We start from the raw sequence: 13,415 nt of genomic DNA, 5'->3' as shown, positions 1-13,415 counted from the left end.
TCAATAATCACTCAAAACGGTGCATTGTACAAAATTCGTATGCAAAAGGCGATAAGTGCGAGGAAATTTCGCGGAAAAAAGCACCGCACTTTATAACGAGAAAGCTCGTTAGGTTTTCAACAAAAACGGTAAAACAAGCAAGTGCGGTGAAAATTTGTTGAGTTTTTTCACCGCACTTTTATTTATTGTGCCTGTTTCATTAGAGCATAAATAATGCTAAAAATAGCACCGCAAGCACCATTCCTAAGCCAGTACGTTTGACAATTTCTACTGGGCTAACCATTGCTAGGCCCGCGCATACAATGGTTACGCCAGCAATAGGGGAAGCGGTGCGTCCGATAGCCCCTGCGATAGCCGCTGCCATACCAAGATTTAAGTGGGTATAGCCTAATTCGACCGCGTGTGGCGTTACCGCTGTGTTGAAAGCAATGGCTGCCGCATCGCCAGAACCAGTGAGCAAGCCCATTAAGAATGGCCCAATGGTTGCTCCCCAGCGTACGAATTCGTTGGAATGTTTAAGGAACTCGATGGCACTGTCAATGGCGCCAGTGGATTTTAATCCTGCCACAAAAACGCTGGCGGAAATAATGATACCTAGCACGTTTGCATAAGCACTGCCCATTCCATTAAAAAATTCTTCGGTAATTTTTGCCGGGGAAACTCGGGTTACAATGATGGCGTAAATCGCTCCAATTAACATTGCTTGTGGCACGCCCATTTTTGTCCACGCCAACGCTGGGATTTCTTGTAAAGATGTACCACCGATCACCAAAATTACCAACGGTAATAAAGGCGCAATGGCAAAAAGGAGGTTCGATTTTTGGAAAGATTGTTCCGCTTCTTTCGCTTCAGCTAAATAGGCTTGGCGGTGTTCTTCGCCGTAATCTTTCAACATTAATGCAACCAAGGTTAGTGAAACCGCCGCAATCGCCCCTGCGATCATTGTGTAAGGCGCGTGAGATAAGTTCACTTGCGTGATGGTTAAATTGGACATTTCCGCGATCATTGCGGAATGGGAAGAACCCGGACTCATCATTGAGCCGAACGTTCCTGCCAAAATCGCTGCCCCCGCGGTGGCTGGGCGTACGCCAGCACTTTTTAGCACAGGGATTAAGGTTGCGCCAACCGCAGCGGCACAACCAGCCGCAGAAGGGATCGCAATATTAATAAAGAAGGTGATGATCGTGGCAAAAGGGATTAAGAAAAATCTTAGCCCTGAAAGCGGTTTCGTCATTAAATGCACCAGATGAGTGTCGCATTTTGTGTATTTCATTACATAAGCAAAACCCATACTAGAACAGATCGCCATAATCAAGCCGCCGCTAGTCATTGATTTCGCAAAAGCGTCCAATGCGCCCATTGGGTTTAGGGTTAGTAAGGACATCATCAGCCCTAAGCCAATTAATACGGTGCGCGTTTCATATTTTTTTACCAGTAAATAAACCGCAGCGATAACGCCCAAAATCGCTACAAGAGATTTAAGTTCAAGCATTTTTCTTCTCCTTAGTAATCAAAGGTAACACCGCTTGCATAGCGTTCGCATTGGCCATTTTTACTGAATTTTAGCACCGCACTTTGCTGTGCTTCGCTAATGTCCAGCACGTTTGCTTGATTGCCTTGAATCTGTAATGCTGTGCCTTCAGGCAAGGCGTAGACGTGCGATTCAGGATTGACAATCAAAAATTCCGCTAAGCGCTCTTCACGGCTTTCACCGTTATGCCCTGCAATTTTGCCGGAAATAAAGTGTGGATTAATTTGATGTGGGAAAAGATTTAAGGCGTCAAAGGAAGGCGGATAAAGAATTGGCATATCATTGGTGGTCATAATGGTTTTGCCTGCCACATTGGCTCCTGCGCTCCAGCCGAAATAAGGCGTGCCTTGTTGCACTTTTTGGCGAATGGCATCTAATAAATGATGTTCATATAACCCATTAAGCAGGCAGAAGGTGTTGCCGCCGCCAATGGCAATCACATCAGCTTGCTCAATAATATCTAAATGGCGCTTGCCACGATGGACAGAAACCACGTCCATTTCTAGCTCTGCCAAGGCTTGTTGCACCAGCGCTTCATATTCATCATAACTACGGCTCACACCTGCATAAGGCACAAATCCAATAGTTTTTCCTTTGTATGTAGAAAGAAAGCTTTTCAGCCACGGCATACAATGCACGAGATAACCGGTATTTTGGTATTTGGAACCGCTCATTAAAAGCATATTTTTCATTCTTGCCTCCTTGTGAATGCGAAAGAATAACCTGTTAGGGTTAAGTGATTACAAGGAACATTATGCGTAGGAATGACAAAAAAGGCACTAGATTTACAATAAAAAGGTGAATTTCTTGATGTGTATCACAAAAAAATCCACACCCATTTAATCTTCGACTAAATGCGGTGTGGATTGAAGTGCGGTCGTTTTTTGACGAGAATTTAATTAGTGTTTACAACCACCGTTTCCGCAGCAACCTTCGCCATCGTGATGGTGGTGATCGTGGTCGTGATGATGGTGATGGTGATGACCGCCACAACCACAGCCGTGTCCTTCTTCATCGCTATCACCGTGTCCGCCACAGCAACCGCCCTCTTGGTGGATATGACCGTGTGCGATTTCCTCTAAAGTTGCTTCGCGGGTTCCCACCACTTCCACATCGAAAAGTAATTCTTGACCTGCAAGCATATGGTTGCCGTCCACTACCACATCATTTTCACCCACTTCTGTAATCACCACAGGTAATGGGCCGACATCCGTATCTGCAATGAAACGCATTCCAGCTACCAGCTCATCAACACCAACAAACACATCTTTTGGCACACGTTGCACTAAATTTTCATTGTATTCGCCATAACCTTCTTCTGGTTTTACACGAACTTCAAATTTATCGCCAACGGATTTTCCCTCTAAGGCTTTTTCTAAGCCAATCACTAAATTATTATGCCCTTGTAAATATTCTAAAGGCTGATTTACTGGGGCTTCATCAACTAATACACCGTCTTCGGTGCGAACTTGGTAAGCAATGCTCACCACAACATTTTTTGCAACTTTCATTTATAACCTCGTTGGCTTGTTAAAATTGCCCCATTGTATAGGAAATGGGGCAGGCTGTCATTATTCCTGAACAAGCTGAATTTTCGCCTCAATGCTTGCTCTTACGTTAGCTTTGCCGTTGCCTAATTGCACCTCATCATTCGACATTGAACTTGCCATTTTCGCCATTGCATAAGGGCGAGCTACAAAGCGCCCGCTTTCCATTGGCGTTCGGATATTCAATTCCACAATTTTATAGCCTTTCACCCCAAGTGATTGCTGAATTAATGTGGCTTTGCGGTTTAATTGTGTCAGCGCCTGTTGCATCATTTCATCTTCAATGCGATTAATTGCGTCAGAAGACACTTGAGAGTTCACATATTCAATCGCTAAAAGACCATTCAGCTCACTGATGGCTTTTGATAACGCCTCATTATTTTTACTTTGCAGCATTAACTGCCCACGCGCGATCCAACCATTTTGTTTTCCCTCACCATTATAACGCACGCGTGTGCTGCGAGAATTATCACGCAATTCCACGTCAGGATAGGCTTTTAAAATCTCAAAAGCACGATTTATTTTGCCGTTAATTTCCTTATTGGCTAACGCAAGATCTTTATTTTCTGCTTGGATAAATAATGTTGCTTGCAGTAGATCGTGGGCAATTTCTTTTTCAACTTCCACATCAAAATTAATCACATTATTGTTGCTCACAGGGGTTGCCAAGGCAGAAAGTGGTAATGCCATTAAGGCAAAAGTCAGTTGTTTTAAGCGCATAAAAATCCTTATAAGTTAATTGATTTGTTGCTATATCGACAGGTAAAAAGACGAATAGTTCCGAAAATAAAAAATCCATAAAAAAGCACCGCACTAATATTTTGGTAAAAATAAAGTGCGGTGGAATTTTTACAAATTTTGCTGAGTTTTATTCTTCGTCATCAAAAAACTCGCCGTCTTCTCCATATTCATCTTCTTGTGCATTAGGATCTTCAAAATAGGTTCCCCAGCCGTCATAAATGCCGTTAAATTTAGCAATCAATGGGAATAATTCTTTCTGTTGAGCATCAATTAATTCTGCCTTTAATTCAATTTCGCTAATGGCATCAAAGGAAAATAAGGTTTTGCCATCTTCATCTTGCCATTCTTCTGCGTCAGACACTTCATAACCTGCCTTAAACACATCAACGGCAATTTTTTCCAATTTATCAAAATCATAATGCGAAATATGATGCTCAATAATATAAAGCGCAGCAGGATCACTGCCGTCATTAAGCAGGTCACGAATAATTTCACGCGTTGTAGCTTGAGATTCTTCGACTGTTAGAATAGCGTCCATTGTTGTTCTCCTTTTAGAAATAAGTGAATATTGGGCATTATTTTACTACGTTATCCAAATTTAGGATAAAAAAAATCTTCCTACTTATGAGGAAGATTTTTTCTAATCAGCGAATTATTTTTTTAATAAATCACGGATTTCAGTTAATAATTTTTCTTCATTTGAAGGCTCAGCAGGTGCTGCTTCTGGCTCTTCTGCTGGTTTCTTCATTTTGTTCATACCTTTAACGACTAAGAAAATTGCGAACGCAATGATCACGAAGTCAACGATATTTTGTACGAATACACCGTAGTTTAACGTTACTGCTGGCACATCACCCACCGCTTCTTTCAATACAACGTGTAAATCTTTGAAATCTACGCCACCTGTGAGTAAACCTAAAACAGGCATAATCACATCAGCAACAAATGAACTTACGATTTTACCAAATGCACCGCCGATAACCACACCGACAGCCATATCCACAACATTACCGCGCATTGCAAATTCGCGGAACTCTTTCATAAAACTCATAAATGCTCCTAAATAAAAGGCTGAAAGGATTAATCAGCGGCGGCTATTATATGTACTAAAAAGGATAAGTACAGCATTTTTTTCATTTTTAGATAAAAAATGCACTTGGTTGGAATAATTTTTCTACATCAGGAATATATTTTTTATCACTCACATACACCACAATGCGATCATCTTCTTCAATTACCAAGCTTTTTCTCGCCACCATCACCTCTTCACCACGTAGCACCGCACCGAGAATAACGCCCGGCGGAAGTCGAATTTCAGACACTTGTCGTCCAATCACATTAGAAGATTCCGCCTCACCGTGTACCACAATTTCTAAGGCTTCGGCGATACCGTGACGTAATGACACCACACTGCCCACATCACCTTTACGAATATGGCCAAGCAAGGCAGAAATGGTCGCCTGCTGTGGTGAAACCACAATATCCAGCGTTCCCCCTTGCAATAAATTGATATATGCCATTCGTTGGATCAGCACCATCGCCTTTTTCGCCCCTAAGCGTTTAGCGAGCAAGGCGGACATAATGTTTGCCTCATCATCACTGGTGAGCGAAAGAAAAACATCAATATTTTCAATATGTTCTTCAAACAACAAGGATTGATCAGAAGCATCACCACAAAAAACCAGCGTCTTTGACAAACGTTCTGCCAACGCAGTGGCACGTTCAGGATTACGTTCAATCAATTTTACTGAACATTGCTCTTCCAAACGTTTCGCCACGCCGCTACCAATATTTCCGCCACCAATAATCATTATGCGTTTATAAGGTTTTTCCAAGCGCTGTAATTCGCTCATAATGGCTTTAATATGAATCGTATCGCAAATGAACGTGACTTCATCGCCCGCTTCAATAATGGTTGAACCTTGTGGACGAATCACTTTATCCTGACGCAAAATCGACACCACACGGCAATCAATATGGGGTAGATGCTCTTTAAGCGCCGACAAGGCATAGCCCACCAAAGGGCCACCATAATATGCTTTCACCACTACAATACTAATTCGCCCATTGGCAAAATGCGAAACCTGCAACGCCCCAGGGTAATCAATCAAGCGAACAATTTCATCGGTAACCAATTTTTCTGGCGAAATAATATGATCAATGGGGATCACATCAGGCTGAAAAAGTTTATTTTTCTCACGCAAATAATCCGCACTACGAATACGTGCGATTTTAGTTGGCGTGTTAAATAAGGTATAAGCCACTTGGCAAGCGATCATATTGGTTTCGTCTGAATTGGTTACTGCCACCACTAAATCCGCATCCGCCGCACCAGCCTCACGCAACACTTTCGGTGAAGATGCCACGCCATTCACCACCCTCAAATCGTGCTTATCTTGCAAAGCAAGCAGGCGATCCGCTTGGTTATCCACAAGGGTGATGTCGTTATCCTCACTCACTAAATTTTCCGCAAGGGTCGTGCCAACTTGGCCAGCGCCTAGAATGATGATTTTCATTGTTGTGCTCTCTTTGTTTGTGGCATTTAATTTTTATTTGGGTTTTAGCCATTTGGCTAATTGACTTTTTCTTTGTTGCTATAACGGGTTTCGCTCGTTGAGCGACTTACTTTCTTTTGTTTCCGCAAAAGAAAGTAAGCAAAGAAAAGCGTCCCCGATCAAATTGCTTTTCCTCATTTCGACAGAATTTTCTTAACGAAAAGTAAGCCCATACTCGCTACGCTGCGTTCAGGCGTTACTTTTCTAAAAATTCTCTCTTCATTCGGGCAATTTGGACGGGAAAATTTATCCTATTGCCCTTTTGTAGGCATTTTAACAGCATAAAGTGCGATGTTTATTTGAAAATTTTTATTTCCATTCGGGCAATTTACAAGGGGATTTACGCATTTTTATCTTGTCAGTAATGAAAAACCTTGTAGATGGCTCAATCATTTTTAATGTTACTTATTGATAATAAAAGTAAAAATAGCGTACAACAGTACGCTATTTGGGCTAAGATTGTTTTATATTCATTTCTCGCAAATTCTGTTCTGTGACTTTTAGGCTTGATAAAATCACCTTTGCCGCCTCAAATTTTTTCTTAAAAATTGGGGCTGTTGGTAACTTGTCTAGCTTTTTATTTGTTTTCACTTTCAATAATTTCTTCATAATATTACCTCTACTCTTTGCTTTACTAAGAATGCCTCAAATTTTTTCTTGGTATTAGGTAAAAAAAGATGAATGCTTCCCTCACTAATTCCTGAAATTATAAATCTTTCTGAGATCTCAGAATAGTATTTATTCAACATCATACGATAAAGCCTTGTCCTGGCTTTCGAACTTCCTTCAAATAAAATCAATGCGGAAGGATATTCAAGGAAAAATAGTTCCGCAGCGTAGGCTACCGTTCTTAAAATTACTTCCATATCACCATTATTAGTGACCACCTTATCATCGATCTCTACGCCATCTATCGTATCACCAAACCCCAAGTTAAATAAGGGAGTATCTTCAGGAAATACGGCATTATCCAATCGGCAAAACTCAATAATTTTTGTTTGCTGCTCTCCATTTTTCCCTTGGCTAACAAATTGATAGCGTAATCTAGCACTATCTGAACTTAAAACATAAGGTTTAATTTGCATAAAATATTATCAAATAATAGTTACTATTTTTAGTATTAATGTGACATTTATCTATCTACTAGTTTAAATTGACACAGGTTCAAGTGCCTTTTTTCCGCAATTTTGCGTAATAAAATCCATCACCATGATTTTCTTGTGGGAAGAATTGGTGGCCGACCTGCTCCTGTTCGGGGAATGGCAGGGGCATTAATTCTGCCTCGGGGTGTTGTTGTAAAAAGTCGCTGATTTGTTGGCTGTTTTCTTCTGGCAATAATGAGCAAGTGGCGTAAAGCAACACGCCGTTTGGTTTTAAGCGTTGCCATAATGCGGTTAAAATAGCTTTTTGTAAGGCAACTAAAGGGGCGATGTCGATTTCTTTGCGTAGCCATTTTATATCGGGGTGGCGGCGGATAACTCCAGTGGCGGAACAAGGGGCATCAAGCAAAATTCGGTCAAATTGCACCGCACTTTCGCCAAACTGCCGTTGAATTTGGGCGAACCATTGTTCTGGCTGGCTGGCATCGCCACAAATCACAAGGGCGTTTTGTCCCATTCGTGCGAGATTTTCTTCCACCCGTTTCAATCGATGCGGTTCAACGTCTAATGCCACCACCTTGGCTTGTGGCGCAAGTTCTAAAATATGCGTGGTTTTCCCACCGGGTGCAGCGCAGGCATCTAAAATCAATTCGCCATTTTGCGGCTCAAGCAATAAGCCCGACCATTGTGCGTGCAAGTCTTGCACCGTGAGCCAACCTTCAGCGAAATGCGGTAATTGTGTGACATTTTTCGCTTGCGCCAAGCGGATCGCCTGTGGATGATCCGCGCTTGCCGCTTCAATATCAGCCTCTTGCAACAAGGTTAAATACTCATTCATGTTGCTGTGTTGCGGGTTCAGCCGCAACCACATTGGTGGCCGTTGGTTATTCGCTTCCACAATCTCACGCCAATTTGGATAGGCTTTTTTCAGCTTATTCACGAGCCATTCAGGGTGCAAGGTTTGCCAATGCTTATCCACTTTCGCCAAAATGTGTTCTTGCTCGCGTAAGAAACGGCGTAGCACCGCATTCACCAAGCCTTTAAAACTGTCCAATTTTAGGCTTCTTGCGGCTTTTACCATCTCATCTACCACCGCGTGATCGGGCGTGCGTAAATATAATAATTGATACAATCCCACCAACAATAAACAATGCACAAGACGCGTTTTGCCTTTCAATGGCTTATCCACCAAGTGTTGAATAATTTGCTCTAAACGTGGCAACACGCGGCACACGCCAAAGCAAATTTCTTGTAATAAAGGGAGATCTTGCTCTTTCAGCGCAGGATTTTTTTCCGCCAACAAGGTGGAAAGCGATTGTCCCTTATCCAACACTTGCAAAAGATATTGTGCCGCCACGGCGCGCGCAGAAAGGGATTTTGCAGAAAGTGCGGTGCTTTTTTTGCTGATTTTTTGTTTCATTATGCCAACACCTTACCCACGCTGAACCAATCTGCTCGGCCATTGAGTAAATCCTGTGCCGACATTGGCTTTTTACCTGCAGGCTGCAGCTGCGTGAGATTTAACACGCCATCTGCGGTAGCAATTTGAATGCCATTTTTATCCGCTTGTAAAATCGTGCCTGCTGGCTGATTTTGATGTGGCAGCACCGTGGCTTGATACACTTTCAAGGTCTGCTCGTTACCCTCTTTATCCGTGGTCACAAAATAGCTAATCGGCCAAGGATTAAACGCACGAATACAGCGCTCAAGCTGTGCCGCTGAAAGCTGCCAATCCAATTTGGCTTCTTGTTTAGAAAGTTTATCGGCATAGTTGGCAAGGGCATCATCTTGCGCTTCGGGCGGAAACTCCCCTGCTTCCAAGCCATTTAACACATCAAGCAACGCATTTGGCGCAATCTGTTCCAACTTATGATAAAGGCTTAGAGAGGTGTCTTCTGAACTGATGTCGCAATACACTTTATGCAGCATATCGCCCGTATCCAAGCCTTCATTCATTTGCATAATGGTCACGCCAGTTTGCCCATCGCCCGCCCAAATCGCGCGCTGAATCGGCGCGGCCCCACGCCAACGGGGCAAAATCGAACCATGTACATTCAAGCAGCCTAATCTTGGCGCGTCCAGCACCGCTTTCGGCAAAATTAAGCCATAAGCTACCACTACCATCACATCGGCATTCAGTGCTGCCAATTCTTGCTGCGCTTCCGCTTTGCGCAGGGATTTAGGCTGATAAACTGGGATCTGATGCTGTTCCGCCAATTGTTTCACCGCGCTGGATTGCAGTTTCTTGCCTCGTCCAGCTGGCTTGTCTGGCTGTGTGTAAACTGCAATCACCTTATGTTCTGAATTCAACAGCGCCGCTAAGTGCTGCGCAGCAAATTCTGGCGTCCCCGCAAAAATAATATTTAAAGGTTTTGTCATCGCATTTCTCTTGATTATGCAAGGTTGGAATTGGCGTTAAGTATAATGTATTTTTGACTTGGGGTGAAAAGAATGCTGAAAGAAAGGTGGATTAAAAACAAAGTGCGGTGGAAAATTTGTGATTTTTTATCGTACCTTGTCCTTAATCTTTATTATTAAATTAATGGCAATTATTTCGCACCTTGCATTCATCTGATTTCATTAGAAATAATATATAAACAAAAAGGCTTGAGATTGCTCTCAAGCCCTTATAATTTTCGCTTGGAAAATTAGTCGCCAAGACGTTCTTTAATACGTGCAGATTTACCTGAACGCTCACGTAAGTAGTAAAGTTTCGCTTTACGAACCGCACCTTTACGTTTAACTGTGATGCTATCTACAACTGGTGAGTGAGTTTGGAATACACGCTCAACGCCTACACCGTTAGATACTTTGCGTAAAGTGAATGCACTGTGCAAGCCGCGGTTACGAATTGCAATAACCACGCCTTCGAATGCTTGCAGACGACGTTTACTTCCTTCAACAACCCATACTTTAACTTCTAAAGTATCACCTGGGCGGAAGCTAGGTACATTTTGTTTTAATTGTTCTTGTTCAATTTGTTTAATGATGTTACTCATTGTGTAATCCTTCTAAGATCCTAGTATTAACTGATGATTTTGCGAATGGTTAAACTCGCAATCAACTAATCAACTTTATTTGCTTGCTGTTCAAGTTTGACTTGCACCAGCAGTTTCCGTTGTTCGTCAGTCAGAGCTAGGCTTTCCAATAGCTCAGGGCGTCTTAACCAGGTTCGCAATAACGATTGTTTTAACCGCCATTTACGAATTTCTTCGTGGTTGCCCGACATCAACACCGCAGGTACAGACATTCCGTCTAGCACTTCTGGGCGAGTATAGTGAGGGCAGTCAAGCAAACCTTCGGCAAAAGAATCTTCTTCTGCGGAGGCCTGTTTGCCTAGCACTCCGGGGATAAAGCGTGCAACGGCATCAATTAATGTCATTGCAGGTAATTCACCACCAGTGAGAACGTAATCACCGACTGACCATTCTTCGTCAATCTCAGTTTGGATCACTCGTTCGTCAATACCTTCGTAACGACCACAGACTAAAATCAATTTTTGATTTTTTGCCAATTCTGTTACGCCATTTTGATCGAGTTTACGTCCTTGTGGCGAAAGATAAATCACCTTTGCCCCTTCTCCTGCTGCCGTTTTAGCCGCTTGGATTGCATCACGCAATGGTTGCACCATCATCAACATTCCAGGCCCACCGCCATAAGGACGGTCATCAACGGTTTTATGTTTATCCGTGGTGAAATCACGCGGATTCCAACACTGTACTTGCAAGAGGTTTTGTTTTACGGCTCTGCCCGTTACCCCATACTCAGTAATCGCTTTAAACATTTCGGGGAACAATGAAACAAGACCAATCCACATTGTTATTTTCCTAATTTGTAGGCTCGAAATGCTACAGCCTAAAGCTTACTGTATGCCTGAGTTTAGAAACCAGCGTCCCAATCCACTTCAATAGTCTTGGTGGTGAGATCTACTCTTTTAACTACTTGTTCATACAAAAACGGAATTAACCGTTCTTGTTTTCCAAAAGCATCTTTTTGACTTGCTCGTACAACTAATACATCATTTGAGCCAGTTTCCATCATTTCAGCCACCGTTCCCATATTGTAACCTTGTAGATTCACCACTTGGCAGCCAATTAAATCGTGCCAATAATAATCCCCCTCTTCAAGTTCAGGGAATACAGATAAATCTACGCCAATTTCAACATTAGTGAGGGTTTGTGCGATTTCACGATCATTAATGCCTTTTAATTTAACAATAAGTTCGTGATTATGATGTTTCCAACTTTCTAATTCTGTTGGTTGCCATTGGCCTTTAATTTTTAAAAACCAAGGTTGATAATCAAAAATACTTTCGGCTTGTTCTGTTGATGAATAAATGCGTAACCAACCACGAATTCCGTATGTTGAGCCTAATTTGCCAACGACTTCAATGCTTTGTTGCGTCATTTCATTCACCTATAAACCTTAAAAACTGCAATTAAGCTGCAGCTTTTTGAGCTTCTTTTACCAAAGAGCTAACGCGATCTGATAAGCTTGCTCCTTTCTCAACCCAAGCATTTACACGCTCAAGATTGATACGAAGACGCTCAGCTTTACCTGCCGCTAAAGGGTTGAAAAAGCCAACGCGCTCAATAAAACGACCATCGCGTGGGCAACGGCTGTCAGCTACTACAATTTGGTAAAATGGGCGTTTTTTAGAACCGCCACGAGATAAACGAATGGTTACCATAACCTTCCTCTAATTAATTAATACTAAAAGAAAACCCACATCGAAGGAGTGGGAATGCTTACTTTTTTCTCTGTATATATAGACAAAAAGCCTGTGGATTGTACTCTTTTTTATGAAAAAAGCAAGGTAAATAGTGCGTTGAAGTGAATTATTCTTTAATAAAAAAGCCTTCCTTTGCTACAATGTGGCAATCTATTTAAAAATAACCTGTGAACGTTAGAATGATGCAAAAACTTTTGGTAATCCGCAACGACAAACTGGGCGATTTTATGCTGATATTTCCTGCCTTAGCGCTGATAAAAAAGACAAATTCTCAGTTAAAAATCACCGCACTTGTGTCTAAATATACCGCTCCAATGGCTGAGCTTTGTCCTTACATTGACGACATTATTATTGATGTGCAAGATAAAAAAGATAAAACCCAATTTAAACAAGTCTTACAGGCCATTAAAGCGACGCATTTTGATGGCGTGATCAGCTTTTTCTCAAATTGGCATAATGCAAAATTGGTGTGGCTAAGTGGCATTAAATATCGTCTTGCACCAGCGACAAAATTGGCGCAACTGGCTTATAACCATCGTTTAACTCAACGCCGTTCACGTTCCCTTAAGCCAGAATTTGAATATAATCTGGATCTGGCAAGGACGTTTTTACAGGCGCAGCAATTGCCGATTACTGAACCGCACGCGCCTTATCTAGTCGTTCCACAAGAGATTTTACAAGCGCAAAAAAGTAAGCTCCAACAGCAGTTGGGGATTGTACAAAATAAAAAATGGATTTTCCTACATAGTGGCACGGGCGGTTCGGCAAATAGCCTTTCTTTAGCGCAATACGCCGAATTAATTCAAGATATTTTGCAACAATTTGATGCCTATATCGTTCTCACTGCAGGGCCAAATGAAAGCGAACAGGCGCATCAATTAGCCCAATTAGTGAATAATCCCAATGTGGTGATTTATGATAAGAATGAAGGGCTAGTGGATTTCACTTATTCTTTGGCTTGCGCAGATTTGTTTATCGCAGGTTCAACAGGGCCATTACACATTTGCGGTGCATTAAATGTGCCAACCATTGGTTTTTTTCCAAGCCATCGTTCCGCAACCCCATTGCGCTGGCAGCCAATTAATGATCCCGCACGCCATTTGGCTTTTTGTCCGCCAAATGAAGAGAAAGAACTCTTATTAATAAATATCAAAGAAATTTTTCCTAAAATTAAACATTTTATTGCAAAGTTATAATAGTAAAATATAA

The 13,415-nt window shown here is 42.0% G+C and carries 16 protein-coding genes; 1 reads left to right on the top strand and 15 read right to left on the bottom strand.

Going from position 1 to position 13,415, the window contains the following annotated elements; translation table 11 throughout:
* Nucleotides 1–199 precede the first annotated feature (199 nt).
* The 15 genes from dcuC to rpsP form a co-directional block, all read right to left on the bottom strand.
* Entirely contained in the window at nucleotides 200–1,492 is a 1,293-nt protein-coding gene (dcuC, locus tag ACLS0A_RS05265; protein WP_416082721.1) for a C4-dicarboxylate transporter DcuC, read from the bottom strand.
* Between the two features lie 11 nt (nucleotides 1,493–1,503).
* Nucleotides 1,504–2,223 (bottom strand): dipeptidase PepE, encoded by a 720-nt coding sequence (gene pepE / locus ACLS0A_RS05260; protein WP_416082720.1) that lies wholly within the window; start codon nucleotides 2,221–2,223, stop codon nucleotides 1,504–1,506.
* 207 nt (nucleotides 2,224–2,430) lie between these two features.
* Nucleotides 2,431–3,042 carry a peptidylprolyl isomerase gene (gene slyD / locus ACLS0A_RS05255; protein WP_416082719.1) on the bottom strand — a complete coding sequence of 204 codons (612 nt, stop codon included), beginning with the start codon at nucleotides 3,040–3,042 and terminating at the stop codon, nucleotides 2,431–2,433.
* 60 nt (nucleotides 3,043–3,102) lie between these two features.
* Complete coding sequence (locus ACLS0A_RS05250) at nucleotides 3,103–3,798, bottom strand: SIMPL domain-containing protein (protein WP_416082718.1); 696 nt, start codon at nucleotides 3,796–3,798, stop codon at nucleotides 3,103–3,105.
* Between the two features lie 148 nt (nucleotides 3,799–3,946).
* A complete protein-coding gene (rraB, locus tag ACLS0A_RS05245; RefSeq protein ID WP_416082717.1) occupies nucleotides 3,947–4,357 on the bottom strand; it encodes a ribonuclease E inhibitor RraB in 411 nt (136 codons plus the stop codon).
* A 114-nt stretch (nucleotides 4,358–4,471) separates the two neighbouring features.
* Nucleotides 4,472–4,870 (bottom strand): large-conductance mechanosensitive channel protein MscL, encoded by a 399-nt coding sequence (gene mscL / locus ACLS0A_RS05240; RefSeq protein ID WP_103853861.1) that lies wholly within the window; start codon nucleotides 4,868–4,870, stop codon nucleotides 4,472–4,474.
* An 88-nt stretch (nucleotides 4,871–4,958) separates the two neighbouring features.
* On the bottom strand, nucleotides 4,959–6,335 hold the full coding sequence (gene trkA / locus ACLS0A_RS05235) for a Trk system potassium transporter TrkA (RefSeq protein WP_416082716.1): 1,377 nt from the start codon (nucleotides 6,333–6,335) through the stop codon (nucleotides 4,959–4,961).
* A gap of 492 nt (nucleotides 6,336–6,827) precedes the next feature.
* Complete coding sequence (locus ACLS0A_RS05230) at nucleotides 6,828–6,983, bottom strand: hypothetical protein (RefSeq protein ID WP_164550708.1); 156 nt, start codon at nucleotides 6,981–6,983, stop codon at nucleotides 6,828–6,830.
* Nucleotides 6,980–7,459: a DUF6934 family protein gene (locus ACLS0A_RS05225; RefSeq protein WP_103853864.1), complete on the bottom strand. Its 480-nt coding sequence runs from the start codon at nucleotides 7,457–7,459 to the stop codon at nucleotides 6,980–6,982. Before ACLS0A_RS05225 ends, ACLS0A_RS05230 begins: the two co-directional genes overlap by 4 nt.
* Nucleotides 7,460–7,538: 79 nt before the next feature.
* Entirely contained in the window at nucleotides 7,539–8,894 is a 1,356-nt protein-coding gene (gene rsmB, locus ACLS0A_RS05220; RefSeq protein WP_423105271.1) for a 16S rRNA (cytosine(967)-C(5))-methyltransferase RsmB, read from the bottom strand.
* Nucleotides 8,894–9,853, bottom strand: coding sequence for a methionyl-tRNA formyltransferase (gene fmt, locus ACLS0A_RS05215; protein WP_416082714.1), 960 nt, complete (start codon nucleotides 9,851–9,853; stop codon nucleotides 8,894–8,896). The genes rsmB and fmt overlap by 1 nt, the downstream gene beginning before the upstream one ends.
* A 269-nt stretch (nucleotides 9,854–10,122) precedes the next feature.
* Entirely contained in the window at nucleotides 10,123–10,473 is a 351-nt protein-coding gene (gene rplS, locus ACLS0A_RS05210; RefSeq protein ID WP_115250010.1) for a 50S ribosomal protein L19, read from the bottom strand.
* A gap of 65 nt (nucleotides 10,474–10,538) precedes the next feature.
* A complete protein-coding gene (gene trmD, locus ACLS0A_RS05205; RefSeq protein ID WP_416082713.1) occupies nucleotides 10,539–11,291 on the bottom strand; it encodes a tRNA (guanosine(37)-N1)-methyltransferase TrmD in 753 nt (250 codons plus the stop codon).
* Nucleotides 11,292–11,353: 62 nt separating this feature from the next.
* Entirely contained in the window at nucleotides 11,354–11,881 is a 528-nt protein-coding gene (rimM, locus tag ACLS0A_RS05200) for a ribosome maturation factor RimM (RefSeq protein WP_416082712.1), read from the bottom strand.
* 31 nt (nucleotides 11,882–11,912) lie between these two features.
* On the bottom strand, nucleotides 11,913–12,164 hold the full coding sequence (gene rpsP, locus ACLS0A_RS05195) for a 30S ribosomal protein S16 (RefSeq protein WP_103853872.1): 252 nt from the start codon (nucleotides 12,162–12,164) through the stop codon (nucleotides 11,913–11,915).
* Nucleotides 12,165–12,388: 224 nt separating this feature from the next.
* Here rpsP and ACLS0A_RS05190 point away from each other — a divergent pair, with 224 nt between their 5' ends.
* On the top strand, nucleotides 12,389–13,402 hold the full coding sequence (locus tag ACLS0A_RS05190; RefSeq protein ID WP_416082749.1) for a glycosyltransferase family 9 protein: 1,014 nt from the start codon (nucleotides 12,389–12,391) through the stop codon (nucleotides 13,400–13,402).
* The last annotated feature ends 13 nt before the right edge of the window (nucleotides 13,403–13,415 follow it).

It is taken from the genome of Avibacterium volantium (assembly GCF_049366555.1).
Taxonomy (GTDB): domain Bacteria; phylum Pseudomonadota; class Gammaproteobacteria; order Enterobacterales; family Pasteurellaceae; genus Avibacterium; species Avibacterium volantium_A.
Note: the sequence above shows the minus strand (reverse complement) of the source record. Positions and strands in the feature narration are given on the sequence as shown.

Coding starts and splice junctions, on each gene's coding strand:
- slyD (WP_416082719.1), bottom strand. CDS start 3,042: ATGAAAGTTGCAAAAAATGTTGTGGTGAGCATTGCTTACCAAGTTCGC.
- ACLS0A_RS05250 (WP_416082718.1), bottom strand. CDS start 3,798: ATGCGCTTAAAACAACTGACTTTTGCCTTAATGGCATTACCACTTTCT.
- dcuC (WP_416082721.1), bottom strand. CDS start 1,492: ATGCTTGAACTTAAATCTCTTGTAGCGATTTTGGGCGTTATCGCTGCG.
- trmD (WP_416082713.1), bottom strand. CDS start 11,291: ATGTGGATTGGTCTTGTTTCATTGTTCCCCGAAATGTTTAAAGCGATT.
- fmt (WP_416082714.1), bottom strand. CDS start 9,853: ATGACAAAACCTTTAAATATTATTTTTGCGGGGACGCCAGAATTTGCT.
- rraB (WP_416082717.1), bottom strand. CDS start 4,357: ATGGACGCTATTCTAACAGTCGAAGAATCTCAAGCTACAACGCGTGAA.
- rsmB (WP_423105271.1), bottom strand. CDS start 8,894: ATGAAACAAAAAATCAGCAAAAAAAGCACCGCACTTTCTGCAAAATCC.
- pepE (WP_416082720.1), bottom strand. CDS start 2,223: ATGAAAAATATGCTTTTAATGAGCGGTTCCAAATACCAAAATACCGGT.
- ACLS0A_RS05230 (WP_164550708.1), bottom strand. CDS start 6,983: ATGAAGAAATTATTGAAAGTGAAAACAAATAAAAAGCTAGACAAGTTA.
- trkA (WP_416082716.1), bottom strand. CDS start 6,335: ATGAAAATCATCATTCTAGGCGCTGGCCAAGTTGGCACGACCCTTGCG.
- ACLS0A_RS05225 (WP_103853864.1), bottom strand. CDS start 7,459: ATGCAAATTAAACCTTATGTTTTAAGTTCAGATAGTGCTAGATTACGC.
- rplS (WP_115250010.1), bottom strand. CDS start 10,473: ATGAGTAACATCATTAAACAAATTGAACAAGAACAATTAAAACAAAAT.
- mscL (WP_103853861.1), bottom strand. CDS start 4,870: ATGAGTTTTATGAAAGAGTTCCGCGAATTTGCAATGCGCGGTAATGTT.
- rpsP (WP_103853872.1), bottom strand. CDS start 12,164: ATGGTAACCATTCGTTTATCTCGTGGCGGTTCTAAAAAACGCCCATTT.
- rimM (WP_416082712.1), bottom strand. CDS start 11,881: ATGACGCAACAAAGCATTGAAGTCGTTGGCAAATTAGGCTCAACATAC.
- ACLS0A_RS05190 (WP_416082749.1), top strand. CDS start 12,389: ATGCAAAAACTTTTGGTAATCCGCAACGACAAACTGGGCGATTTTATG.